Below are 23,879 nucleotides of genomic sequence, written 5' to 3'. Positions count from 1 at the left end.
AGTTTTACGTTTCCAGACACTCTCCCGATCCACTTAATGGTAGTGACAGACTAACAATTCCGTCTTCCAGCTGGACATCGACAGCAAAATTCAGTTTACGTGCCAGCGTAATCATGCCGCGATTACCTGGCATGGTGATGCCATTAAGCTGCTGTAAGCCATGCTGACGGGTGTACATAATCATCTTTTCCAGTAGCTGTCTCCCCAGGCCCAGTCCTTTCAGATCGGAGCGCACCAGCACTGAAAACTCGGCATCAATATTGTCCGCGTCAGATATCGCTCTTGTCACGCCGATAATCGCCCTTGTATCACCCTCATCCCGGACCGCAACGAATGCCATTTCCCGATCGTAGTCGATCTGGGTCATGTTAGCCAAATCGTCGTGAGTAAACTCATTGATCTCACTGAAGTAGCGATAGTAAAGATCCTCCTTAGTTACAAGGGCAATAAACTGTTTTAGCAGCGGTTCGTCTTCAGGGAGAATTGGGCGAAACAGCAGCTGTTCACCATTTTTCAATTGCACAATTTCTTCTAACTGATGAGGATAAGGGCGGACGGCCAGGCGAGTTTCAGGATTGCCATAAAAAGTGGCAAGCTGCATGGTAGCATCGAGCACCGAAAACGTTGCGCCTGCGGCCAGAAGCGGATGAATATCAAGCCTGGTGATTTCGGGACAATCAACGATCAGATTGGAAACCTGTACCAGAACAGTGCTCAGGCCCTGAATATCCAGCGGAGAAAAAGCGCTCTGGTCGCGAATTTTTCCCTCTTTAACAGCCTGGATAACCAGATAGCGGGCGAGCGTCATATTCAGAGGGGGAAGTACCACCGCAGCCTGCCGATCTGCCTGCCACTCAACTCCGGCTTCACCCAGCATAATAATCGGTCCAAACACGGGATCCTGTTCCATCACAATCCGCAGCTCCTGAGCCCCCGCACGATTAGCCATACTTTGTACCAGTAGCCCATCAATACGTGCCTGAGGCCAGCTCAGTCTGACACGAGCGACAATCGCCACCGCCGCCTGATGCACTTCGGCAGCAGAACGCAGGTAAAGCGCCACGCTGTGCACCCCGGATTTATGCGGAATATCAGGAGACTGAAGCTTCAGTGCAACCGGATAGCCTACTTTACCCGCAATCTGTATTGCTTCAGTGCTGTCACTGGCGAGCCAGCCAGGCAGGGTTTTCAGACCATAGGCCTGCAAAATGTGCTGAGCCTGATGGGTGGCAAGGGTTGTCATCCCCTCATTCAGTGCCTGGTGGATAAGCTGATGCGCTTCAGCCGTATCCACCGCAAGACTGGCGGGCAACGAAGGTGTTTCGCGAAGCTGTTTCTGATTACGGCGGTACTCCACCATATGCATAAACGCAGTTATTGCGCCCTCAGGGGTACGATAAGTGGGAATGCCTGCTTCACTGAAGCCACGCCGCGCTTCGGGGGCAGAGAACTCCCCGCACCAGTTTGTTAACAGCGCAATTTGTTTACCACGCGGATGACCGCTGACCACGTCGATTACCGCTCGTGCGGTTTGAGTGGCAGGTGCCACGGCACTGGGAGAATAGATCACCAGTAATGCATCGATATCGCGGCTCTCAAGCAGGACGGATATTGCCTGCTGATAACGTCCGGCAGTGGCATCATCTTTCAGATTGAGAGGATTACCTGGAGAAATGCCTTCCGGCAGAGTGTTTGTCAGTCTGGCAACAGTCTCGTCGCTCAGTAAGGCCAGCTTGCCACTGCGTGCATCCAGCGCATCCAGTGCAAGAGCGGCCGGCGCGCTACCGTTGCTGATAATCATCAATCGCTCACCGTGAAGTGGCCGCATGTGGCTCAATGTTTCAACGGCGGAGAACAGTTCATGGGTATCCCTGACCCGCAGCAGCCCCGCGCGCTGGATAGCAGCATCCCAGGCTCCGTCCATACCACCCCGTGTTCCCAGCAACTGCCGCGCCTGCGCTGAACGTCCACTTTTAATCACCAGCACGGGTTTATTTCTTGCCGCGCTGCGTGCCGCAGAAACAAAGCGGCGGGCATCGCTGAGATGTTCAAGATAAAGCAAAATCGCGCTGGTTTTACCATCACGGGCGAGAAAGTCCAGAAGGTCATCGGCATCGATATCCAGACTGTCGCCCAGCGCAATAAACCACGAGAAGCCGAGATGCCGTTGTTGTGCCCAGTCCAGAATCGTATTGGAAACGGCGGCCGACTGAGAAATAAAAGCCAGTTTTCCCGGATAAATCGGCACTGGCGAAAAGCTGGCGTTCAGTCCCTGCCACGGAGCCAGCAGGCCAAGACTGTTCGGGCCAAGCAGGCGGATCTGCCACTGCCTGGCACATTCCCGCAGGGTTTCCAACTGCGAGGGAGGAGCGGAAAGGATAATACAGGCTTTGCAGCCTCGCTCACCCAGCGCCTGCAACAACTGAAGATTGCGGCTGGCATGAGTGCAAAGGACGGCCAGATCGGGTGCAAACGGCAGACTGGCAATATCCGGCCAGGCCAGAACCCCGCACACCGCTTTATACTTTGGCGTAACGGGAAGGACAGGGCCGCTGAATCCCCCCGCGAGCAGATTGCGCATCATCAGATAGCCAGCGCGTTCAGGGCGAACAGAGGCCCCGATAACGGCAATAGACCTGGGACGTAGCAACGCTTCGAGCGCTCGTTGGCTCATTTCTGGCTCCTGACTCAGAGGGGATACCTGATTTTAAACGCTTTCACCTTTTATTGCTGCGTTTCCGTTGCTGAAGGCGGCCCGTGTGCAATCCACACTAAAAGGCGATACCACTCTCCTCAGGCATCATGCACTTTTCTGATGAGGCGCGTGGAAAGACTTACCCGCGAGATAACGCTGACGAAATAAATCAAAGTGTTGACGCAGCGCGGCACCTGCGGCGTTATCGCCTGCCTGCATCAGTAGCTCTGCTGCGACTTCGGCCGTGCAGTGCTGGCCTTCGGCGTGGATTTCCCGCAGCTGATAGTTCGAAGGCGTGGTCAGGCTGAGTGACATTACCGGCAGCTTGTCCAGCCACGGGCTTTTACGAAACATTTTGCGCGCCTCGCTCCAGGTCCCATCCAGCATAATAAACAACGGAGGTTTTCCGCTTAACGGCGGGGTATTCAGCACCTCGCGACCAGCATCGGCATAAGACTGAGGGAAAACCACCAGGGGGGATACCTCGGGATTCTTCACCGCCGCCAGAAGCGCCGGGTCCGGATCGGTACGTGACCAGCCAAAAGCCTGAGTGCCTGGCAGGATATCCGCAATCAGTCTTCCGGTATTACTGGGTTTCAACGGCTCGCTACCAAACATTATCAGGCAAAAAAGGCTGCGCGCCTGTTGAGGTTGCAGCGTGTCACAGAGGCAGTTTTTTTGCGGCAGCAGACAGCGCTGGCAGCGTTGAATACGGTTACCACGGGCAAGAAACGGGCGAGTCGAGCGGGAAAGGCGCTCTGCACGCAGACGGAGGACGGCGTTATCAGTCATGGCGATTAATCAGCGAAAACCGCCATTCTGACAGAAACAGACAGGCAGAAGTAGTGTTCAGAGGCGGTCTGAACACCCGCATTCAAATATTTTCGTCAAGCCATTCACTGAAAGGCGCTTTTGGCATGGCACCATTGAGCATATCGACCATCTGCCCCTGTTTGAACACCATGATGGTGGGGATGCTACGAATGCGAAAACGCGCACTCAGTTCAGGCTCTGCTTCCGTATTGACCTTCAGAAAGCGCACCTGATGGCTGCGTTCTCCCGCCACATCTTTATAAACAGGCGCAAAATTAATGCAGGGGCCGCACCAGGGTGCCCAGAAGTCGATAACCACAGGCAGATCGTCCTGCAAATATTTATCGAAAGTCGCCGTGGTGACGTTAACTACTTCTCCACTAAACAGAGACGTTCCACAGTGTCCGCATTTGGCCCCGTCGTTAATACGATCCTGCGGAACACGATTGGTTGCCTGGCATGATGCACAAACCGTATTCATAGATACACCTCGGGTAATAATTTGCGGCAAGCACTCACTTACCACATAACTCAGTTTTACGATGATAATTATGGCGAGGCAGGGCTACGGCAACAACGCGATTTGTTCGATGAATACAATAGGTGGTGACTGATTAGTCAGGATGCCGCTGACATTCTGCGAAACGCACGCCATCGCATCATTTTGGGAAGTTGATAGCCAAGTGTTGTTACATCAGGTAATCTGCGCGCTTCGCGCTCAGCCAGGTGGAGGGAAAATGAACGACGAATTTAAAGGTAAAAGCGGCAAAGTCAAAGTGATGTATGTCCGCGGTGATGACGAGAACAGTAAAGGTGGGCACAACCCCCGTACTGGTAAGGGTGGCGCTCGTCAGGATGGCAATCGTCGTCCTTCACGCAATGCTGATGGCGGAGGTGGTCGTGGTCGCAGCCGTGAGCCTGAGCGCGAGTTAACACCGGGTGAATCCCCGTGGCGCACGGTGTCGCGTGCGGCATATTCTGCTGAAGAAAATAAGCCGGAGCACGGCGGTATCAGTGGCAAGAGCCATGTCGATCCGCAGCAGATCCGTCGTCAGCGTATGGAAGAGACGCGGGTATATGGTGAAAATGCCTGTCAGGCACTGTTTCAGAGCCGTCCGGACTGTATCGTACGCGCCTGGTTTGTGCAGAGCGTGACCCCGCGTTTTCGCGAGGCATTGAAATGGATGGCCGCTAACCGCAAGGCTTATCACGTCGTTGATGAGGCTGAGCTGGCGAAAGCCTCCGGAACGGAACATCATGGTGGCGTCTGCTTCCTGATTAAAAAGCGCATGGGTATGCCGGTCAGCCAGTGGCTGGCAACGGCGGGTGAGAAAGATTGCGTGCTGGCACTGGAAGAGATCGGTAACCCACATAATCTGGGCGGCATGATGCGCAGCTGCGCGCATTTTGGTGCAAGAGGGGTGCTGGTGGATGATGCTGCGATACTCGAATCAGGGGCCGCAGTACGAACGGCGGAGGGCGGCGCTGAGTATGTTCAGGCTATCAGTGGCGAGAGCTTTGCCTCTGGTCTGAATGCTTTCCGCAAGGCTGGCTATACCATTGTGACCACTTCCAGCCACAAAGGCATTCCACTCACCGAAGCTGAACTGCCACCCAAAATGGTGCTGGTGTTAGGACAGGAACGTGATGGTTTGTCTGACAGCACATGGCAGCAGGGCGAGCTGAACGTCTCCATCACCGGGACCGGGAATGTTGAAAGTCTCAACGTTTCGGTAGCAACAGGTATTTTGCTGGCCGAGTGGTGGCGACAGAACGCCTGATAAAACAACGGGCCATAACGGCCCGTTTTTTTTGCGTAAAATCAGTGTGCGCCACCGCCGCCACTACCCGAACCGAAGGGCGGACGGGCAAACCAGATCAATACCAGTAATATCAGAAATACCCCCGCCGAGGCCCAGAAGATCTCATTCGCGGAAATGATCAATCCCTGGTTGGTTATCTGCTGAGCAATCCATGAAGACGCCTGGTCGTGAGTCATCCCGGTCTGTTCCAGCTTACTGTACATCTGTTGCGAATTGACGTTCCAGGCATTGACTGATTCGCTCAGCTGGCTGTGATGCATCGATTCCCGGTCGCTCCACATGGTCGTGGTAATTGACGTGCCGATTGAGCCTGCCAGGGTCCGGGTAAAGTTTGACAAACTCGATGCGGCGGCCAGTCGCTCTGGTGGTAAACCAGAAAGGGTAATGGTCGTCAGCGGCATAAAAAAGCAGGCCACGGCAAAACCCTGAATAAACTGCGGCCAGGCGGATGCGCCAAAATCCATCCCCGGTTCAAAGGTATAAGCACGCCAGTAGAAGCAGATTGCATACATGATAAAGCTGAAAGTCACCAGCTTGCGCATGTCAAGCCGATGGGCAAAGCGTCCAATCACCGGGGAAAGCAGCACCGGCAATATGCCTACCGGTGCTGAAGCCAGTCCGGCCCAGGTTGCGGTGTAGCCATAAACTTCCTGTAGTAGCTGAGGCAACAGGACGATTGAGCCAAAATAAAGCATATAGGCCAGACTGATCGACAGGCAGCCGATGGTGAAGTTTCGCGATTTGAACAGCGATAAATCCACCACCGGATGATCGTCAGTCAGTTCCCAGACCAGCAGCAAGGCCAGTGCCACCACTGCCACTACCGTCAGAATGATAATCTCTCTGGAACTGAACCAGTCCAGCTCTTTGCCGCGATCCAGCATCACCTGCAGGCTGCCAATTCCCACAATTAACAACACCAGACCGACCGTATCAATAGGGCGGATAACCGTTGCCGTTTCACGATTGCGCAGCGTTTGCAGGGCCAGGATCACCACGACCGCACCGATCGGCACGTTGATAAAGAATATCCAGCCCCAGTGATAGTTATCACTGATCCAGCCACCCAGAATCGGTCCGCAAATGGGTGCCACGATAACCGTCATCGCCCACAGTGACAGCGCGATACTGCGTTTGGCGGGGGGGTAGTTACTGAGCAGCAGGCTTTGCGACAACGGGATCAGTGGACCAGCCACCACGCCCTGAATGACGCGAAAGAAAATCAACATTGTCAGGCTTTCCGACATCCCACATAGCCATGACGCCACGGCAAAGGCCGCTGTTGCCCACAGAAATAACCTGACTTCACCCACCCGCTTAGCCAGCCAGCCGGTTATCGGAATCGAGATAGCATTCGCGACACCGAACGAGGTAATGACCCAGGTTCCCTGCGAGTTGGACGCACCAAGATTGCCGGCGATAGTGGGTATGGCTACGTTGGCAATGGTGGAGTCCAGTACCTGCATAAACGTCGCCAGTGACAGCGCGATAGTCATCAGAACCAGTTGGGTTCCTTCAAGCGGTTTTTGCGCCATATCAGCCTCTTATCCGTTCAGCCCGCATTGGCGCGGATGATATCGGCTATCAGCTGGTTAACGGGCGCCAGATCAAGTGCCAGCGCATTACTTTCATAAGCCGGTGTGGTGCGAACATTGCTGGCGAGCACTGCGCCTTCAGTATTGTCGGTATCAATACTGACCAGCGTTGACAGTCCAATCCGCAGCGGATGCTGAGCCACTTCTTTCGGATCAAGTTCAATCCGCACCGGCAGGCGTTGTACCACCTTAATCCAGTTCCCCGTGGCATTCTGCGCGGGAAGCAGAGAGAAAGCGCTGCCTGTTCCCATATCCAGACCGACCACTTTGCCGTGGTAAACCACATCACTGCCATAAATATCGCTGGTCACCGTCGCAGGCTGACCAATGCGCACGCCGGCAAGCTGGGTTTCTTTGAAATTGGCATCCACCCAGAGGTGCCTGGCGGGCACCACCGCCAGCAGTGGGGTAGTGGAAGAGATTTGTGCGCCGACCTGAACGCTACGACGCGAGACAAAGCCGTCGATGGGGCTCAACACCTCAGTACGTTGCAGTGCCAGCCACGCGTCGCGTAGTTCTGCTGCGCTCTGTTTGACGGCGGGCTGATTTTCCAGCGTGGTATTAAGGATCATCGCCTGATTGGCGTTGTATTGCTGTTCGGCGACGTCGAGCTGAGCTTTAGCGGTGGCTACCGCATCGCGAGCATGTTGCAAATCCTCGCGGCCAATCAGATTCGCCGCGCCCAGTGGTTCACGTCGTTTTTAAAATCGGCTTCGGCCTGAGCCAGCGCGGTTTTTTGCAGTTCAATTGTTGCCTGATATTGTCTGCCGTTAATAGTCAACTGGTGAGTCTGACGGACGCTGGTGGCCAGTGCCGTTTGTGCTTTTTCAAAAGCCTGTTCGGCATCGGTTTTGTCGAGGGTGACCAGCACATCGCCTTTTTTAACGAAGTCAGTGTTATCGAACCACACTTTATTCACGCTACCTGAAACCTGTGCCATCACCTGGGCCTGATTACCGGCAACATAAGCATCATCCGTTTCCTGGTAATGACGCAACACCAGAAACCAGTAAACCAGCCAGGCGATGCCGATAACAATAAACAATACAGCCAGAAAAATTAGCGCACCCTTGCGTTTCTTCTTCTTATTACTGGCTGGCTACTGCGGCTGTTGCAGCTCCGCATTTGCACTCATGATGCTCTCCCCGTTTACCTTACTATCCTGACAGTCGGCCTGATACCGCGCTGTGCGGATTCGAAAATGCCAGCGGGTCAGCGCTGGCATCAATTGGAAAATTGCGGTTTAAAATAGCGGTTACCGACGGGCGGAGTGTCACTTAATATGCTATTGCCGGATTAGCTAGCGTGAAAGTGCAGCAACCACTTCTTCTTCGTCCATTTGATCAAGACGAGTCAGTAACTTACGAGTAATTCCTTCGAGCTGCGATTTCTCCGCAGAATTCAGGCAGGACCACAGCAATTGCAGGCACTGATGCTGAGATGGCAGTAACTGATGCAGGAATTCGTTGCCTTTTTCTGTGAGATGCAGATGCAAACAGCGACGGTCATTGTCGCTCTCGCGACGTTCAATCCAGCCACGTTTTTCCAGTTCGTCGGCAATACGGGTGGCGTTAGTGCGGAATGACCCCAGCGCAGAACTGAGCTCAGAAGGCTGAATGCTGTGGTTTTCCTGGGCATCCAGGGTAATCAATGCCATGAACAATGTCTCGTTAATCCCCTGGGCCTTGAGCATTTTATTGCGATTTTCCAGCAGCTTACTTTGCATGTGCATGCAAAGCCGCGTCAGTATGATCTCCTGTAAAGGGAAATCCTTATGACGGTTAGCGCGAAAATTCAGCATCTGTTCAATGGGGGCGAACGAACTTTCCATCTGGGGGAACCTCATTAGTTGCAACTGGTATCGTAACGATGATGATTAACAGGCTATGTTTTCAGGAGCCGGAACACCGTCTGTAATTGCCAGGTCACTCCATAACCCAGTCTGCTGAGCAACATCAGAAGCGCGATGTTGCAAGTGGTATCAAAGGGATAACCTTGTAAGCCTGAACGCCAGGGGGCAGGCTGAAAATGTCCGGAATGCTGGTAACCCGGCGATATAATGGTTATCGCCACAGGCGAGATCAGCCTGAATTTGTTTCAACATCCGCACCGATAACCCGGTCTTAAAGACGGGCTGAATATACTGACCAGCAGGCAGACGCGCAGAGGCACAGGCTGCCAGTCAGGTAACAAGTTTGTTGGTTTCGTCGGGAAAAGACATGAATGCGCGGTGGCGGGATCCAGTGCCTGTCTTAATAGTTTCATTAGAAAAAATAACCGACTTAAATAACTACGGCGCTAACCTTAGCAGAGAGTACAAATGGTTAACAAGGCGCTGGACCTGAAATTTATACAATTATTTATCGATAATAAGAGGAGATACTGCGTTTGAGCGTCTGTTTTGCCCCTCAGTGCACAGATAAAGTGTCGTTATGAAAACTTCAGCAACTTTAACCGGAACGGCAAACCGGGCCAGTATGAGGCCTCATCGGCAGTTTATGGCAACGCTTATTACCATTAATCAATTAACTTAAAACCTGTTGCCGCAGGGAGTGGGGCAACAGGTTCAGGAAGGGGGCCGGGTAAGGAACATTCCCGTTACTCAGCCACAGTGTAGATCATTAAAGAAAAAGCGAACTTATTTCGCTGCGGCCTGAGCCTCTTTCACCCAGCCATCAAACAGCGCCTGGTGGGCTTTGATCCAGCCATCCACATGAGCATTGATATCGGCTTCAGAAGACTGTCCCTGATGCATACGTGAGTTCTGGGCATTGATATCAGCAATTGGCAGTTTCATTTCTGCAAACAGTTTTGCGGCGGCCGGATTTTTCTCTGCCCAGGCTTTATTGGCCACAATGTGCATCACATTGACCGGGAAACCGTAATTGGCACCGTTTGGTAGTTTGGTATCAATCTCTTTCTGCGCGCCGGGCATGGAAGAGAAGGGCACCTGTAACCACACCACATCACGGCCAGGAACCAGCACATCACTCACCCAGTAAGGCGTCCACGTGTAGTAGAGAATAGGCTTGCCCTGTTTGAAGCGGGTAATGGTGTCGGCGATCAGTGCGGAATAGTTGCCCTGATTATGTTCTACCGTATTGCTCAGGCCATAGGCTTTTACCTGATGATTTATCACCGCCTCACAGCCCCAGCCGGGTGTACAGCCGGTAAGATCGGCTTTACCGTCCCCGTTGCTGTCAAACAGCTTCGCCAGTTGAGGATCTTTCAGCTGATCGATCGTGCGGATGTGGTATTTATCAGCGGTTTTTTTGTCGATCAGATAGCCCTGGGCCGCGCCGGAGACATACGTACCCTGACGGTAAAATTTGCTGTCGCCGCCGGCAGCCTTATACATATCATCATGCAGGGGTTGCCAGTTGGTGGCGATAAAGGTGCCGTCACCGGAAGCGATAGAGGTATAAGCGACGTTGTAGTCCACTTCATTGGGGGCTTCGACGGTGTAGCCAAGTTTTTCCAGCCCGCGACTGACCAGCAATGTCTGGAACGTTTCTTCCGAAATATTGCTCTGTAACGGTTTCACGGTAATGCCTTTGCCTGGCAGATCGGCGGCGGAAACTTGAGAGGCAGCCAGCGTGGTCAATGCGGCGGCTAACAGTGCTGTCTTACGCATAGTGAATCCTTATTATTGAGTTGTGTACCCGGAGGCAGGTGGAGCGCAGAACGCGTCCCACCTGAAGTCTGACGGATTATTTAACAAACGGACGGGTGAGCAGGCCCAGAGGACCGCTACTGTACCAGCGGCGAGCTCCTCTGCTGCGACTGTCACGGCCAACGGACTGGGTCAGGCGGTCGAGGATGATCGCCAGGATAACGATTCCCACCCCACCCACGGTAGCCAGTCCCATATCGAGACGGCCAATACCGCGCAGCACCATCTGGCCCAGACCGCCAACGGCGATCATTGAGGCGATCACCACCATCGACAGCGCCAGCATCAGGGTCTGATTAACCGCGGCCATAATGGTTGGCATCGCCAGCGGTAGCTGAACTTTAAACAGCATCTGCCGGGTATTGGCCCCAAAGGATTCGGCTGCTTCAATCAGGTCGGCAGGAACCTGTTTAATGCCCAGAATGGTCAGACGCACAATCGGCGGCAGGGCAAAGATAATGGTTACCACCACTCCCGGCACATTGCCGATACCAAAGAGCATCACAATCGGCACCAGATAGACAAAGGCAGGCGTGGTTTGCATGGCATCGAGCAGTGGACGAATAATTTTCGCGGCTCTTTCACTGCGGGCCAGCCAGATCCCCAGCGGTAGCCCGATGACCATACAGAACAACAGCGCAGTGAGCACCAGAGCCAGGGTAACCATTGCCTGCGACCAGGCACCAATAGCGCCAATAGCCACCAGTGAGATTAGCGTGGCCGCCCCCATTCCCAGTCCGGCCATCTGCCAGGCAATCAGGGCAAACAGCACAATGGCGACAGGGGCAGGCATCCCCAACAGCAATTGCTGAAAAGCACTGAGAATATAATCGACCGGCACGCGAATACCCTGAAACACCGGTCGGAAATGAGAGACGATCCAGTCGATTCCGGTGGTTACCCAGCTGTCCAGCGGGATCCATGTCTTGTGAAAGGGATCAAGCAGCGAAAAATGTTCTGGCTGAGGGGCAGGCGCGCTATTAAGCCAGTCACTGCCGCTGGCGGCCTGTTCGTGCCCGGCAGGTGCCGCTGTGGAACCCCAGGCGTCACCTCCTCCGCTGGGTGCGGAATCTGCGGGAGCTGAAGAGGTGGACCAGGGGTCGTTACCTGCCGTTGATGGCGCAGGCTGCCCGGTTGCCGGGGCTGGCTGAGCTGAAGCGGATGCCCATGGATCGGTTGTTTGTTCAGTCATTGCTGGCCCCCTCACGATCTAAAGCCTGTAATAATGTGCCTTTGGAAATAATCCCGATGTACTGGTTGTCTTCACCAACAACAGGAACGGCGCAGGGTGCCTGCGCCACATGTGACAGCAGGTCGTTCAGCGAAGTATCGCCGGGAACGGCAACAGGTGACGGCAGCACTGCGCCATCGATTCAGCTGCCTGAAGCAAGGGCAGCTTTCAGTGAATCCGTTGAGACCACGCCAACAAAACGCTGTTTTTCCAGGATATAGCCAAATTCGCGGTCACTGTCCTGTAACAGTTTCAATGCTGAACGGGGACCAAAACCCGGTGTTTTGCGCAACAGGGCACCCGCACTTCGACGGGCAATATCTTTCGCGCTGAAAACGTGGCTGATATCCACCCCGCGAAAAAAGGTGCGCACATAGTCGTTCGCCGGGTTGTTGAGGATCTCATCCGGCGTACCGACCTGAACCACTTCTCCGCCCTGCATAATGGCAATACGGTCGCCAATGCGCATGGCTTCATCAAGATCGTGGGAAATAAAGACGATGGTGCGCTGGTGGCGAGACTGCAATTTCACCAGTTCATCCTGCATTTCAGTACGGATTAACGGATCCAGTGCGGAGAACGCTTCATCCATCAATAAGATGTCCGGATTAATTGCCAGCGCGCGGGCCAGTCCAACGCGCTGACGCATACCACCGGATAATTCATCCGGATAAGCCTGCGCATAATTATCAAGACCAACCTGATGCAGAGCTTCGAGGGCTTTTTCCTGACGCTCCTGAAGGGGCACGCCAGCTAATTCCATGCCAAAAGCCGTATTATTTAATACCGTCATATGTGGCATTAACGCAAATGACTGGAATACCATACTGATTTTATTTCTGCGAACCTCGCGGAGTTCGCTGTCAGATATTTTGGCAATATCAACGCCATCAATAATAACCTGACCACGGGTAGGTTCTATCAGACGATTGAGAAGGCGAACCATAGTCGATTTACCGGAACCGGATAATCCCATGATCACAAATATCTCGCCTTCTTCAATGGCCAGACTGGCATTTTTCACACCAAGCGAGAGGCCTGTTTTCTCGAGTAATGCTTCTTTAGTGATTCCTTTATCGATGTGCTTAAAGGCACGTTCGGGGTGTTCTCCGAAAACTTTATAGAGATTTTTAACTTCAAGTTTTATAGCCATGTGATGGTTATATCCCTGGTTGTTGATGAGTATTTTTATATTTTGTGTATCGTCCTAGTCTGATATTGGCGGTCAGTAACTTAGCACACTGAGATTCTGAGGCAACCCTTCAGGCGCTTTATGGAAATTGAGAATGAGACCATCATCTCCGCAAATGGCAGGGAGGCTAAGGGATTGCGGGGAATTTCAGAAGACTAAAAAAAATCACTATTTCGCCGGAGAAAGAGCGATAAGCAACCAGATTATTATGTCTGATGCCAGCTGAAGGGTGAAAATAAGATGAGTTCTGGTGTCATTTATTTGTCACCCGTTCAGGGAATAGTATCTGGTTAATATTTAAATAACGGGGATGAGAAGCAGGGAAATGGGGCTGAAATATTCAGCCACCGGTAAGGAGATTAAAAATTCCAGTCTTCGTCTTCAGTATCGACGGCTTTACCCATCACATAGGATGAACCTGAGCCGGAAAAAAAGTCGTGATTTTCATCGGCACCAGGTGAGAGAGCAGCAAGAATTGTCGGATTAACGGCGGTCAGTTCAGCCGGAAACAAAGCCTCGTAACCCAGATTCATCAGCGCTTTATTGGCGTTGTAATGCAGGAAGGTGTTCACTTCCTCTGTCCAGCCCACGCTGTCATATAACCCGACCGTGTATGTCAGCTCATTTTCGTACAGAGCCAGCAGCAGTTCTACCGCAAACTGTTGCAGCTCATCCTTACGGGACTGGCTCTCTTTCTCCAGTGCTTTCTGGTACTTATAACCAATGTAATAACCGTGAACCGCTTCGTCTTTGATGATCAGACGGATCAGATCGGCAGTGTTGGTCAGCTTACCCCGGCTGGACCAGTACATTGGCAGCCAGAAACCGGAATAGAACAGGAAAGACTCAAGGAAAACACTGGCGATTTTCTTCTTCAGCGGATCGTTATGCTGGTAATGCTCCAGTACGATCTCAGCTTTACGTTGCAGCGCCTCGTTGTTTTCGCTCCAGGCATAGGCCGCATCGACATCGCTGGTGTGGCACAGAGTTGAAAATATTGAGCTGTAAGATCGCGCATGAACCGCTTCCATAAAGCTGATATTCGACATCACGGCTTCTTCATGTGGGGTCTGCGCATCGACCATTAATGCCGGGGCACCAATGGTGTTCTGGATAGTATCCAGCAGCGTCAGGCCGGTAAATACGCGGATGGTCAGCTGTTGTTCCTCGGCACTCAGGCTGTTCCAGGCCGGGATATCATTGGAAAGCGGGACTTTTTCCGGCAGCCAGAAATTAGACGTCAGTCGGTTCCAGACTTCGAGATCTTTATCATCTTCGATCTGATTCCAGTTTATGGCGTGAATACGTTTCAGTTTCATTCTCTTATCTTCCGGGGCCGGCTCACCGACCTCTCAGGTTAACCTTACAGCGAACAGGACACGCAGCCTTCAACCTCGGTCCCCAGCAGGGCCATCTGACGCAGGCGGATGTAGTAAAGCGTCTTGATGCCTTTTTTCCACGCGTAAATCTGCGCCTTATTGATGTCACGGGTAGTGGCCGTATCACGGAAAAACAGCGTCAGTGACAGCCCCTGATCAACATGACGGGTCGCTTCAGCGTAGGTATCGATGATCGCCTCAGGACCAATATCATAGGCGTCGCGATACAGTGCCTGATTGTCATTGTTCAGATAAGGAGCCGGATAATAGACGCGGCCGGTTTTTCCCTCTTTGCGGATCTCAATGCGTGACACGATAGGGTGAATGCTGGAAGTGGCATGATTGATATAGGAGATCGAACCCGTCGGCGGAATAGCCTGTAAATTCTGATTATAGATGCCGTGTTTCATCACCGAATCGCGCAGATCGCGCCATTCCTGCTGGGTGGGTAATTTCACGCCAGCCCGTTCAAACAGTGCGGCCACTTCGGCCGTGCGTGGCAGCCAGCTTTGACTGACATACTGTTCAAAATATTCACCGCTGGCATAACGCGAGCGCTCAAATCCGACAAAACGTTCACCTCGTTCCTGCGCCAGCAGGTTGGAGGTGCGCAGCGCATGATAGGTCACGGTGTAAAAATAGAGGTTGGTGAAGTCCAGCCCTGCTTCTGAACCATACTGGATACCTTCACGCGCCAGATAGCCGTGCAGATTCATCTGTCCAAGACCAATGGCGTGGGACTGCGCATTTCCCTGTTCAATGGAAGGCACCGAATGGATGTGGCTTTGATCCGAGACCGCAGTCAGGCCGCGCACGGCGACTTCAACCGTGCGGGCAAAATCCGGCGAATCCATCGTGTGTGCGATGTTCAGCGAACCCAGATTACAGGAGATATCTTTACCGATATGGCGGTAACTGAGATCGTCATTGTATTCAGTGGGGGAGTTAACCTGGAGGATTTCCGAACAGAGATTACTCATGTTAATTCTACCCGCCACCGGATTGGCGCGGTTTACCGTATCCTCAAACATAATGTAGGGATAGCCGGATTCGAACTGGATCTCAGCCAGCGTCTGAAAGAATTCCCGTGGGTTAATGAAAGTGCGACGAATGCGTGGGTCTGCCAACATTTCATCGTATTTTTCACTGATGCTGATATCGGCGAACGGTTTGCCGTAGATCCGTTCAACATCATAAGGGGAGAACAGCGCCATCGGCTGACTGGCTTTAGCCAGCTGGAAGGTGACATCCGGTATCACCACGCCAAGCGACAGGGTTTTGATGCGGATTTTTTCATCGGCGTTTTCACGTTTGGTATCAAGAAAACGCAAAATATCGGGGTGGTGAGCGTGCAGATAAACCGCGCCCGCCCCCTGACGTGCGCCAAGCTGGTTGGCGTAAGAAAAGGCGTCTTCCAGCATCTTCATTACCGGGATCACACCGGATGACTGGTTTTCAATACGCTTGATGGGCGCACCGGCCTCGCGCAGATTGGAGAGCAGAAATGCGACCCCGCCGCCGCGTTTGGAGAGCTGTAATGCTGAATTTACCGCGCGCCCGATAGATTCCATATTGTCTTCGATGCGCAGCAAAAAGCAGGAGACCAGTTCGCCACGCTGTTGCTTACCGCAATTGAGAAACGTCGGGGTTGCGGGCTGGAAACGTCCGGAGAGCATCTCTTCCATTAGCGACAGCGCGAGTGTCTGGTCGCCTCTGGCCAGCGTCAGCGCTACCATGCAGACGCGCTCGGTGAAGCCTTCCAGATAGCGTTTACCATCGAAGGTTTTCAGCGTGTAGCTGGTATAGAACTTCCAGGCACCAAGGAAGGTGCGAAAACGGAAACGCCGGGCGTAAGCCTGTTCAAACAGCGTACTGATAAAGTCGAACGGATAGGCATTCAATACGTTGGCTTCATAATAGCCTTCCGCAACCAGATACTGCATACGTTCGGCTAATGAATCGAAGGTCACGCTGTTTGGCAGTACATGCTGTAAAAAATAGTGCCGCGTGGCCTGATGATCTTTTTCAAACTGAATTTTTCCCTCTGCATCATAGAGGTTCAGCATCGCATTCAGTGAGTGGTAATCCAGCGCCGCCGGATTAGGGGTGATCACTGTACTTTCTGTCGCAGCCAAAATTCGGTTACTCCCTGAGATACGTTGGCGATGTCTTCGCTCGTGCCAAGCAGCTCGAAGCGATACAGACAGGGCACCTGACATTTGTGTGCGATGATGCTGCCAGCCAGACAGAAGCCTTCGCCAAAATTACGGTTGCCGGCGGCAATGACCCCACGGATCAACTGGCGATTAGCGGCATCGTTTAAGAATCGGATTACCTGCGCAGGAACAGCGCCTCTGGTGGAGCCGCCACCATAGCTTGGCACGACCAGAATATAGGGTTCACTGACGGTAAAAGGCTGTTGATTGTTCAGAGGGATGCGCAGGGCTGGCAGGCCGGTGCGCATGACAAAACGATGCGTATTTTCCGACTGGCTGGAGAAATAAACCAGCGTCGACACCGATTCAGCCCTGCACGGCTGACAGCTGACGCAAAGCTGAAATTTTGTCCGGGCGGAAACCGCTCCAGTGATCCTGTTCAGCCATCACCACCGGCACCTGACGATAGCCAAGAGATTTCAGGGTTTCCACAGCCGCAGGGTCCACATCAAGATTAATCAGCTGGTAATCAATACCTTGCTTATCCATTGCATTTTTTGTCGCATTGCACTGGACACAATTATTTTTAGTATAAATAATAATGCGCATGATTCGTATTTACCCTCTGATTAAGTTGACGTCGTGTCAGGCCTGTTTTTTGCTGCCGTTGCCAGATGGATACTATATATAGCGTTCTGACTGGTTTTAAGATACTAGATATAGTTCATGGTAATTGCAACCCCGCAATATGCAGGCCTTTAAGATTTCTCTGAGTAAGCGTGATCAGCCCTGATGTGAAGCTGTAATGGCAGGCAAAAAAAATCCCCGCAGGCGGGGATATTATTTGTGAATCGGGGGAAATTAATGACGTGAGGTGGTTGTGGCGATCAGTGCTCCCACAAGAATGCCCAGCGCGGCGCCGACACCATGCCACGGCCTGTCGCGTAGATAAGCATCGACCTGCTCACCGGCATCTCTTGCCGCCTGAGTGACGCGGTTATGGCCTCCCAGTTTTGCCCGTGTTTCTTTCAACAATGATTCAGCTTTTGCGCGTGCGGAATCAACATCCTCTTTGGTTTTGCTACCATAAGATTTCAGCAAATCGTCAAGGGTATCGGCCAGATTGCTTACGTCCTGACTGATATCAACAGCATCGTTTTTAGCTTTCCGTTTAAACATTTTTCTCTCCCCTGGAAATGAAACGTACTATTAACTGTAGACCACAGCAGCGATTTTTAGTGGCCCGGACCAGAAAAGGTCACCTTTCTGGATTATTCCGAAAGCGTTCAACATTCATGCTGTTGTAAAGTTGCCGGGTTGTCAGTTCAGAGGAAAAGGTATGTATTTACGCCCTGATGAGGTTGCCCGTGTACTGGAAAAAGCGGGATTTGAGATGGATGCCGTTACTGCTAAAACTTACGGATATCGTCGTGGCGACAATTACGTTTACGTCAATCGTGAAGCGCGGATGGGACGGACTGCACTGGTTATCCATCCCACACTGAAAGAGAAAAGCCACAGCTTTGCTGAGCCTGCTTCAGATATCAAAACCTGTGAACATTATGTGCAGTTCCCGATGTATCTTGCCGGCGATGATCACGGTCATTACGGCATTCCCCATGGCTTCAGTTCACGTGCCGCGTTGGAGCGCTATCTCGCCCAGATGTTCGATTAGGCACACCGCCATAACTGTCGCCGCTCTGACCAGAGCGGTGTGAATCCCCCCACCTGACTGCGTTTACCCCACACACTGTGGCGTTGCTTTACGGCTTAAGAATCGGTATAACGCTGAGCCATGTGGAAGTTCAGACGTCTGTACGGATATCACAGTGATGCAGGATACAACCCAGCAGTTTAAACGCAGTATGAAAACCCGCCATCTGGTGATGCTTTCCCTTGGCGGCGTCATCGGTACCGGGCTGTTTTTTAATACCGGCTACATTATTTCCACCACGGGAGCCGCCGGCACACTGCTGGCTTACCTGATTGGCGCGCTGGTGGTGTACCTGGTGATGCTCAGCCTCGGCGAGCTGTCTGTGGCAATGCCTGAAACCGGCGCTTTTCACGTCTATGCTGCCCGCTATCTCAGTCCGGCCACCGGTTATACCGTTGCCTGGTTGTACTGGCTGACCTGGACTGTGGCGCTCGGCTCCAGCCTTACCGCCGCTGGCTTCTGTATGCAGTACTGGTTTCCACAAACGCCGGTCTGGCTGTGGTGCCTGCTGTTCTGCGTGATGATTTTTGTCCTTAACGTCATCTCCTCCCGCTTTTTTGCCGAAGGTGAATTCTGGTTCTCGGTAATAAAAGTGATCACCATTCTGGCATTTATCGTGTTGGGTGCAGGAGCGATGTTCGGCTTTATTCCGATGAAAGATGGCAGCAGTGCGCCGTTTTTCCATAATCTGAGCGCCTCCGGCTGGCTGCCGCATGGCGTGTTGCCGATCCTGATGACCATGGTGGCGGTTAACTTTGCTTTCTCTGGCACCGAATTGATCGGCATTGCGGCGGGGGAGACAGAAAATCCGCATCAGGTCCTGCCCATCGCTATCCGCACCACGGTAGCGCGTTTGATCATCTTTTTTATTGGTACGGTGCTGGTGCTTGCCGCACTGATCCCCATGGATCAGGCCGGGATCGTGAAAAGCCCGTTTGTGCTGGTGTTTGAAAAAATCGGTATTCCCTGGGCAGCAGATATTTTTAACTTTGTGATCCTGACGGCCATCCTCTCCGCCGCCAACTCGGGTCTGTATGCCTCTGGTCGCATGCTCTGGTCACTCTCCAATCAGCAAACGCTGCCGCGCTGCTTTGCCAGACTGACCCGCCGGGGTATCCCGCTCACCGCCATATCCGTCAGTATGCTGGGCGGCCTGCTGGCACTCTTTTCCAGCGTGGTGGCACCCGATACCGTCTTTGTCGCACTTTCGGCTATCTCCGGCTTTGCGGTGGTGGCAGTGTGGCTGAGCATCTGCGCCTCACACTATTTTTTCCGTCGGGCGCATCTGAAAGAAGGCAATTCGCTTTCCAGCCTGAAATATCGTGCGCCCTGGTATCCGCTGACGCCGATTCTTGGCTTTCTGCTGTGTCTGCTGGCCTGTGTGGGGCTGGCATTCGACCCGTCGCAGCGCATTGCTCTGTACTGCGGCCTGCCTTTTGTGGCGCTGTGCTACGCTGCTTATTATTTGACGCAGCGGCTGAATAAACGCAACTGAACAGGAGAGGGTTAACATGCCAGACACGACTCTTACCGTACAACAGCAGGTGTCCGCCGGACTGGTTCTGGATGGTGCGATGGCGACCGAGCTGGAAGCTCGTGGCTGCGATCTGACCGATGCACTGTGGTCAGCTAAGGTGCTAATTGAAAACCCGGAGCTGATTTACCAGGTGCACCTTGATTATTTCAATGCGGGAGCGCAGGTGGCGATTACCGCCAGCTATCAGGCCACACCGCAGGGATTTGCCCAAAGAGGACTCAGTGAAGCTGATTCGCTCCAGCTGATCGCCCGTAGCGTGGAACTGGCCTGCCGCGCCAGAGCAGATTACCTTGCCGGGCATCCTCAGGCAGCCTTGCTGATTGCCGGTTCGGTCGGGCCTTACGGCGCATTTCTGGCTGATGGCTCAGAATACCGGGGGGATTATTCCCTGCCAGCGCCGCAGATGATGGATTTCCATCGTCCGCGTATCCGTGCTCTGGTTGACGCGGGAGTGGATATCCTTGCCTGTGAAACCCTGCCTTCATATGCTGAAATCGACGCGTTGGTCACGCTGCTGAAGGAATTTCCCTCCACGCCAGCCTGGTTTACCTTCACCCTGCGTGATAGCCAGCATCTGAGCGACGGGACGCCGTTAAGCCAGCTGGTTGCCTTGCTGGACAGCTGTCCACAGGCCGTGGCGTTGGGGGTTAACTGTATTGCACTCGATGAGGTAACGCCTGCATTGCAGACCTTATCCTCCCTGACGGCTAAGCCGCTGGTGGTATATCCCAATTCAGGTGAACAGTACGATGCCATCAGTAAAACATGGCACAGTGAGGCGTCTTCCTGCTCGCTGACTGATTTTCTTCCCTCCTGGCAACAGCTGGGCGCAAAACTCATCGGGGGGTGCTGCCGAACCACGCCAGCGGATATTGCCGCGATTGCCCGGTGCTGCCACCCGCGATAACAGACTGGAAATTTGCTTTATAACGCCCGAAGTTGTCGGGCGTTAATAATGAAAACCCGCCGTACTGCGTTTAGACTTATCTGACTTCTACTGCTCAGGAACCTTTATGAAAATGCTGTTACTGGCACTGGCTTCAGCGTGGTGGCTGAGCGGGTGTGCAACCATTGTTGGAAATAAAACCCAGGACGTGGCGATTCAGACCTGGCCACAGGGAGTGAAATTTGTCGTGCAGGATGAAACGGGCAGGGCGGTGGCAGAAGGGGTGACGCCAAAGACTGTGACGCTGGAAAAATCGGACGGCAGCTATTTTGGTAAGAAAAAATACACGCTTCAGCTGGAACGTGCCGGTTATGTGCCGCAAACCATTCCGTTAAAAGAGACGCCTAATCTCTGGTATATCCTCGGCAATATTCCCCTCGGTGGTTTTCCGGGGTGGTTGATTGTTGATCCTTTCAATGGCGGGATGTACAACATTGAACCACCTAAAGTGCAAACCGTGATGAATCCGGTGGGCGCACGCAGCTGAATAATGGGGCATTCGTCCTGTATGCCCCTCAGCGTTTATTGTGCCGCCGGTCGCACCATCGCCTGAGGTGGCTTGTACAGCGCCAGATACTGCTGTTGGAAAATACACATGCGGATAGTGTTGCGATATTCGCCGTTAATAAAAAATTCGTGGATTAACTCGCCTTCAACCTCAAATCCCAGTTTGGAATAGATATGGATGGCCTTGTGATTCTCTTTATCCACGCTCAGATAGAGCTTGTAAAGATTCAGAACTGAGAAGCCGTAATCCATCGCCAGCCGTACCGCTTTACCCGCCAGTCCTTTGCCCTGGTGGCTGGGCGCGATGATGATCATAAACTCTGCGCGGCGGTGAATGTGATTGATCTCAACCAGTTCAACCAGGCCGGCCTTTTCACCTTCATACTCCACCACGAAACGGCGTTCGGTCTGGTCGTGGATATGCTTGTCATAAAGATCGGTCAGTTCTACAAAAGCTTCATAAGGTTCTTCAAACCAGTAACGCATCACGCTGGCATTGTTATCAAGCTGATGAACGAATCGCAAATCCTCCCGCTCCAGTGGACGAAGTTTTACCCCCTGGTCGGTATGAATGGCATACATAAATTTTCCTTGTTGCTGACGCATTATTGCGGGGAAAAGTATAAATCTGGCGGGGTGAAATGGCACGGGTGGAGAGCTGAGTGAGATCAAACATTTACACCGCCAGCCGGATAAAGTGGCTGGCGGTTGAGGATTGATTAAGTCAGATCAGAAGTTGTAGCCAACCACCAGGTAGTAACCCCAGCCGGTTGATTTCACCTCAAACGGACCATTGCCAAAGTTCAGTTCCTGACCATCAGCCCACTGGCCGCCATTGTGGAACCAGCGTGCGACAAAAGAGTAATGCCAGTGATCGTAGCCCAGGGAAAGAATATGGCTGGAGGCCACAGAATTACTGGTACGGGAAGCATCAGACTTATCACGTAAATCCGAACCCCAGTCAAAGTTGGTAAAGCCTATATAGGTGAGTTTACCGCCCCACAAACTGGTCAGAGGGACGAAATATTTCACCTTGAAGCGGTAACCATCCCAACTGTTTTCGTTTGCCGCGCCGTAATTTTCCCACTGATATTTGGCATAAACATTTAGTGACAGGCCGACGTCAGAGTGAGTATCGATATCGGTTCCCAGCCCCATATACCAGGTATTCTGGCGGTTGGCACTGTTACGTCCCATATCAAAAATATAGTTATTGGCAAAGTACCACTCTTTAAACGGACCGAAACTCAGGTCGGTATCAGTCAGCTTGTCGATGGAAAAACGCGGTTCAATTTCCATAAACAGCGGTGAGCCTTTATCCCATATTCCCCGGTCATTACCGTTTCCTGCCCCGAAAAATTTAGGCACATCCACGTAGCCATAAAAATCTAACCAGTCTTTTCTGGCAAAGGCTTCGTATTCCAGATAAACATCATTATTCAGCTGAGGCCCGAAACGGGTGTGATAACTTCCGACCACGTTGGCGCTCTGATGCCACCAGTCAGAAACGTATTCAGCGTTGTCAGTTGCAGCAAGCGAAGAGGCACTGTAAGAGAGCGCAGCCAGTGCGCCAGCCATCACAATTTTATATTTCATTATATTACCAATGCTTATGACCCCCTCTTCTGCACAGGCAGAATCGTGGGCACAGATAAATTGTTATCAGGAGAGAAGTGGATTGCTGTTTTAACAACAGAAAACACCCGCGCCGGATGCCATGTTGATCTTGTATCATCCGTGGTTAAGGAAATCGAGATTGCTCACAATTGTCAAAGCTTGTTTCATTTTCATTCAATGAAAATGTGATTTTTATCACAAAAAAGAATTAGGCTGAAAAATCTGATGTCATTAGCTCGCCTGGAAGTATTGAGCGGTGACGTTAAAGCCCGGTGTGGCTGGCAGGTCATACAAACCCTGATAACGGCACGAAGTACAGCTGCAGGCAGGAATTCAGTAATAAGAATAAATGATGTTGAAACGCCACACCGCGCAGGCCCGGATAGCTGAGCTCGCTCCTTATACGCTGCCGGAAAAAAGGCTCTTTTCTGACCGACGGGCAAAAGGGAATGGCTGTGAGCCAGTGGGAAGGAGAAGTGATAAGTCAGGAAGAGAAAAGATATCAGGGGTTTAAACTCAGCACGATATAACCTGAGTCAGTCCGGGTCAGAATAAAATCCATCTGACCCGGATTAGGTGACAGAATATAAGATAATATCTTATTGCTGCTCAGAAAATATCTTATGCTTCAGTAACAGTTTCTTCTGAAGAGCTTGAATCAGTAATGGTGGAGGATAACAGATTAGTAATAAAAGTTAATTTGGTATACAAACCTGTCAGGCTCATGACTTTACGGAACAGTCCGGAAATTTCTCTGCTGTCTGTTGCGCTGGTAAGAGACTCAACAGTACTTGCCAGAGTCGTTGAAATGGTTTCCATAACCGTATTCAGACTGCTGACCACCTCACTGGTTCCGGCACCGCTAACCAGACTTACTTCAATGCAATTTAATTCTCTCATTACAATTCTCCTTAAAAGTAGATAAATATCCTGATTACAGCGCGGTCAATGTTAATCGATGTTAATGAGTTCCAACAGATAAGATTGTATAAGATTATTGT

General features: G+C 52.2%; 20 protein-coding genes and 2 pseudogenes. 5 read left to right on the top strand and 17 right to left on the bottom strand.

Annotated features, from left to right (window positions below; translation table 11 throughout):
* Positions 1-4: 4 nt before the first annotated feature.
* The 3 genes from AC3RPL_RS14145 to trxC all read right to left on the bottom strand — a co-directional run bounded on the left by AC3RPL_RS14145 (position 5) and on the right by trxC (position 3,989).
* Positions 5-2,674, bottom strand: a complete 2,670-nt coding sequence (locus AC3RPL_RS14145; RefSeq protein WP_490740472.1) for a bifunctional acetate--CoA ligase family protein/GNAT family N-acetyltransferase — start codon at positions 2,672-2,674, stop codon at positions 5-7.
* Positions 2,675-2,800: 126 nt separating this feature from the next.
* The gene (locus AC3RPL_RS14140) at positions 2,801-3,487 is read right to left on the bottom strand and encodes a tRNA-uridine aminocarboxypropyltransferase (protein ID WP_261642777.1); all 687 of its coding nucleotides are present in this window, start codon (positions 3,485-3,487) and stop codon (positions 2,801-2,803) included.
* Positions 3,488-3,569: 82 nt separating this feature from the next.
* A complete protein-coding gene (gene trxC, locus AC3RPL_RS14135; protein WP_490740471.1) occupies positions 3,570-3,989 on the bottom strand; it encodes a thioredoxin TrxC in 420 nt (139 codons plus the stop codon).
* A 256-nt stretch (positions 3,990-4,245) separates the two neighbouring features.
* Between trxC and AC3RPL_RS14130 the strand changes: the two genes are divergently transcribed.
* Positions 4,246-5,289 (top strand): tRNA/rRNA methyltransferase, encoded by a 1,044-nt coding sequence (locus AC3RPL_RS14130; RefSeq protein ID WP_490740470.1) that lies wholly within the window; start codon positions 4,246-4,248, stop codon positions 5,287-5,289.
* A 41-nt stretch (positions 5,290-5,330) separates the two neighbouring features.
* Here the strand turns inward: AC3RPL_RS14130 and emrB are convergent, their stop codons facing one another.
* The 11 genes and pseudogenes from emrB to AC3RPL_RS14075 form a co-directional block, all read right to left on the bottom strand.
* On the bottom strand, positions 5,331-6,866 hold the full coding sequence (gene emrB, locus AC3RPL_RS14125) for a multidrug efflux MFS transporter permease subunit EmrB (RefSeq protein WP_490740469.1): 1,536 nt from the start codon (positions 6,864-6,866) through the stop codon (positions 5,331-5,333).
* A gap of 17 nt (positions 6,867-6,883) precedes the next feature.
* Positions 6,884-7,986 (bottom strand): annotated as a pseudogene (gene emrA / locus AC3RPL_RS14120) (multidrug efflux MFS transporter periplasmic adaptor subunit EmrA).
* A gap of 240 nt (positions 7,987-8,226) precedes the next feature.
* Positions 8,227-8,757, bottom strand: coding sequence for a transcriptional repressor MprA (mprA, locus tag AC3RPL_RS14115; protein WP_490740468.1), 531 nt, complete (start codon positions 8,755-8,757; stop codon positions 8,227-8,229).
* 807 nt (positions 8,758-9,564) lie between these two features.
* Complete coding sequence (gene proX / locus AC3RPL_RS14110) at positions 9,565-10,560, bottom strand: glycine betaine/L-proline ABC transporter substrate-binding protein ProX (RefSeq protein ID WP_367166623.1); 996 nt, start codon at positions 10,558-10,560, stop codon at positions 9,565-9,567.
* Positions 10,561-10,636: 76 nt separating this feature from the next.
* Positions 10,637-11,791 carry a glycine betaine/L-proline ABC transporter permease ProW gene (gene proW / locus AC3RPL_RS14105; RefSeq protein WP_490740467.1) on the bottom strand — a complete coding sequence of 385 codons (1,155 nt, stop codon included), beginning with the start codon at positions 11,789-11,791 and terminating at the stop codon, positions 10,637-10,639.
* Positions 11,784-12,983 (bottom strand): annotated as a pseudogene (gene proV / locus AC3RPL_RS14100) (glycine betaine/L-proline ABC transporter ATP-binding protein ProV). The gene proW and the pseudogene proV overlap by 8 nt, the downstream one beginning before the upstream one ends.
* 398 nt (positions 12,984-13,381) lie before the next feature.
* Complete coding sequence (nrdF, locus tag AC3RPL_RS14095) at positions 13,382-14,341, bottom strand: class 1b ribonucleoside-diphosphate reductase subunit beta (RefSeq protein WP_490740466.1); 960 nt, start codon at positions 14,339-14,341, stop codon at positions 13,382-13,384.
* 44 nt (positions 14,342-14,385) lie between these two features.
* The gene (nrdE, locus tag AC3RPL_RS14090) at positions 14,386-16,491 is read right to left on the bottom strand and encodes a class 1b ribonucleoside-diphosphate reductase subunit alpha (protein WP_490740706.1); all 2,106 of its coding nucleotides are present in this window, start codon (positions 16,489-16,491) and stop codon (positions 14,386-14,388) included.
* Positions 16,492-16,511: 20 nt separating this feature from the next.
* Positions 16,512-16,919 (bottom strand): class Ib ribonucleoside-diphosphate reductase assembly flavoprotein NrdI, encoded by a 408-nt coding sequence (gene nrdI / locus AC3RPL_RS14085; RefSeq protein ID WP_490740465.1) that lies wholly within the window; start codon positions 16,917-16,919, stop codon positions 16,512-16,514.
* A 4-nt stretch (positions 16,920-16,923) separates the two neighbouring features.
* On the bottom strand, positions 16,924-17,166 hold the full coding sequence (gene nrdH / locus AC3RPL_RS14080) for a glutaredoxin-like protein NrdH (RefSeq protein WP_261642764.1): 243 nt from the start codon (positions 17,164-17,166) through the stop codon (positions 16,924-16,926).
* 252 nt (positions 17,167-17,418) lie between these two features.
* On the bottom strand, positions 17,419-17,736 hold the full coding sequence (locus tag AC3RPL_RS14075) for a DUF883 family protein (RefSeq protein WP_490740464.1): 318 nt from the start codon (positions 17,734-17,736) through the stop codon (positions 17,419-17,421).
* Between the two features lie 160 nt (positions 17,737-17,896).
* Between AC3RPL_RS14075 and AC3RPL_RS14070 the strand changes: the two genes are divergently transcribed.
* The 4 genes from AC3RPL_RS14070 to AC3RPL_RS14055 all read left to right on the top strand — a co-directional run bounded on the left by AC3RPL_RS14070 (position 17,897) and on the right by AC3RPL_RS14055 (position 21,241).
* Positions 17,897-18,232, top strand: coding sequence for a DUF2002 family protein (locus tag AC3RPL_RS14070; protein ID WP_490740463.1), 336 nt, complete (start codon positions 17,897-17,899; stop codon positions 18,230-18,232).
* Positions 18,233-18,389: 157 nt separating this feature from the next.
* Positions 18,390-19,766: an S-methylmethionine permease gene (mmuP, locus tag AC3RPL_RS14065; protein ID WP_490740462.1), complete on the top strand. Its 1,377-nt coding sequence runs from the start codon at positions 18,390-18,392 to the stop codon at positions 19,764-19,766.
* A 16-nt stretch (positions 19,767-19,782) separates the two neighbouring features.
* Positions 19,783-20,715, top strand: coding sequence for a homocysteine S-methyltransferase (gene mmuM / locus AC3RPL_RS14060; protein WP_490740461.1), 933 nt, complete (start codon positions 19,783-19,785; stop codon positions 20,713-20,715).
* A gap of 106 nt (positions 20,716-20,821) precedes the next feature.
* Positions 20,822-21,241, top strand: a complete 420-nt coding sequence (locus AC3RPL_RS14055; protein ID WP_490740460.1) for a hypothetical protein — start codon at positions 20,822-20,824, stop codon at positions 21,239-21,241.
* Positions 21,242-21,276: 35 nt separating this feature from the next.
* Here AC3RPL_RS14055 and speG read toward each other — a convergent pair whose 3' ends face one another.
* From speG to AC3RPL_RS14040, 3 genes are all read right to left on the bottom strand, one after another.
* Positions 21,277-21,843, bottom strand: a complete 567-nt coding sequence (gene speG / locus AC3RPL_RS14050) for a spermidine N1-acetyltransferase (RefSeq protein WP_490740459.1) — start codon at positions 21,841-21,843, stop codon at positions 21,277-21,279.
* A gap of 147 nt (positions 21,844-21,990) precedes the next feature.
* The gene (locus AC3RPL_RS14045; RefSeq protein WP_490740458.1) at positions 21,991-22,857 is read right to left on the bottom strand and encodes a nucleoside-specific channel-forming protein Tsx; all 867 of its coding nucleotides are present in this window, start codon (positions 22,855-22,857) and stop codon (positions 21,991-21,993) included.
* Between the two features lie 642 nt (positions 22,858-23,499).
* Positions 23,500-23,778, bottom strand: coding sequence for a hypothetical protein (locus tag AC3RPL_RS14040; RefSeq protein WP_490740457.1), 279 nt, complete (start codon positions 23,776-23,778; stop codon positions 23,500-23,502).
* Positions 23,779-23,879 lie beyond the last annotated feature (101 nt).

It is taken from the genome of Erwinia papayae (assembly GCF_058241465.1).
Note: the sequence above shows the minus strand (reverse complement) of the source record. Positions and strands in the feature narration are given on the sequence as shown.

Bases quoted from the DNA above. Each gene is read 5' to 3' on its own strand.
- AC3RPL_RS14145 (WP_490740472.1), bottom strand. From the start codon at position 2,674: ATGAGCCAACGAGCGCTCGAAGCGTTGCTACGTCCCAGGTCTATTGCC.
- AC3RPL_RS14140 (WP_261642777.1), bottom strand. From the start codon at position 3,487: ATGACTGATAACGCCGTCCTCCGTCTGCGTGCAGAGCGCCTTTCCCGC.
- trxC (WP_490740471.1), bottom strand. From the start codon at position 3,989: ATGAATACGGTTTGTGCATCATGCCAGGCAACCAATCGTGTTCCGCAG.
- AC3RPL_RS14130 (WP_490740470.1), top strand. From the start codon at position 4,246: ATGAACGACGAATTTAAAGGTAAAAGCGGCAAAGTCAAAGTGATGTAT.
- emrB (WP_490740469.1), bottom strand. From the start codon at position 6,866: ATGGCGCAAAAACCGCTTGAAGGAACCCAACTGGTTCTGATGACTATC.
- mprA (WP_490740468.1), bottom strand. From the start codon at position 8,757: ATGGAAAGTTCGTTCGCCCCCATTGAACAGATGCTGAATTTTCGCGCT.
- proX (WP_367166623.1), bottom strand. From the start codon at position 10,560: ATGCGTAAGACAGCACTGTTAGCCGCCGCATTGACCACGCTGGCTGCC.
- proW (WP_490740467.1), bottom strand. From the start codon at position 11,791: ATGACTGAACAAACAACCGATCCATGGGCATCCGCTTCAGCTCAGCCA.
- nrdF (WP_490740466.1), bottom strand. From the start codon at position 14,341: ATGAAACTGAAACGTATTCACGCCATAAACTGGAATCAGATCGAAGAT.
- nrdH (WP_261642764.1), bottom strand. From the start codon at position 17,166: ATGCGCATTATTATTTATACTAAAAATAATTGTGTCCAGTGCAATGCG.
- AC3RPL_RS14075 (WP_490740464.1), bottom strand. From the start codon at position 17,736: ATGTTTAAACGGAAAGCTAAAAACGATGCTGTTGATATCAGTCAGGAC.
- AC3RPL_RS14070 (WP_490740463.1), top strand. From the start codon at position 17,897: ATGTATTTACGCCCTGATGAGGTTGCCCGTGTACTGGAAAAAGCGGGA.
- mmuP (WP_490740462.1), top strand. From the start codon at position 18,390: ATGCAGGATACAACCCAGCAGTTTAAACGCAGTATGAAAACCCGCCAT.
- mmuM (WP_490740461.1), top strand. From the start codon at position 19,783: ATGCCAGACACGACTCTTACCGTACAACAGCAGGTGTCCGCCGGACTG.
- AC3RPL_RS14055 (WP_490740460.1), top strand. From the start codon at position 20,822: ATGAAAATGCTGTTACTGGCACTGGCTTCAGCGTGGTGGCTGAGCGGG.
- speG (WP_490740459.1), bottom strand. From the start codon at position 21,843: ATGTATGCCATTCATACCGACCAGGGGGTAAAACTTCGTCCACTGGAG.
- AC3RPL_RS14045 (WP_490740458.1), bottom strand. From the start codon at position 22,857: ATGAAATATAAAATTGTGATGGCTGGCGCACTGGCTGCGCTCTCTTAC.
- AC3RPL_RS14040 (WP_490740457.1), bottom strand. From the start codon at position 23,778: ATGAGAGAATTAAATTGCATTGAAGTAAGTCTGGTTAGCGGTGCCGGA.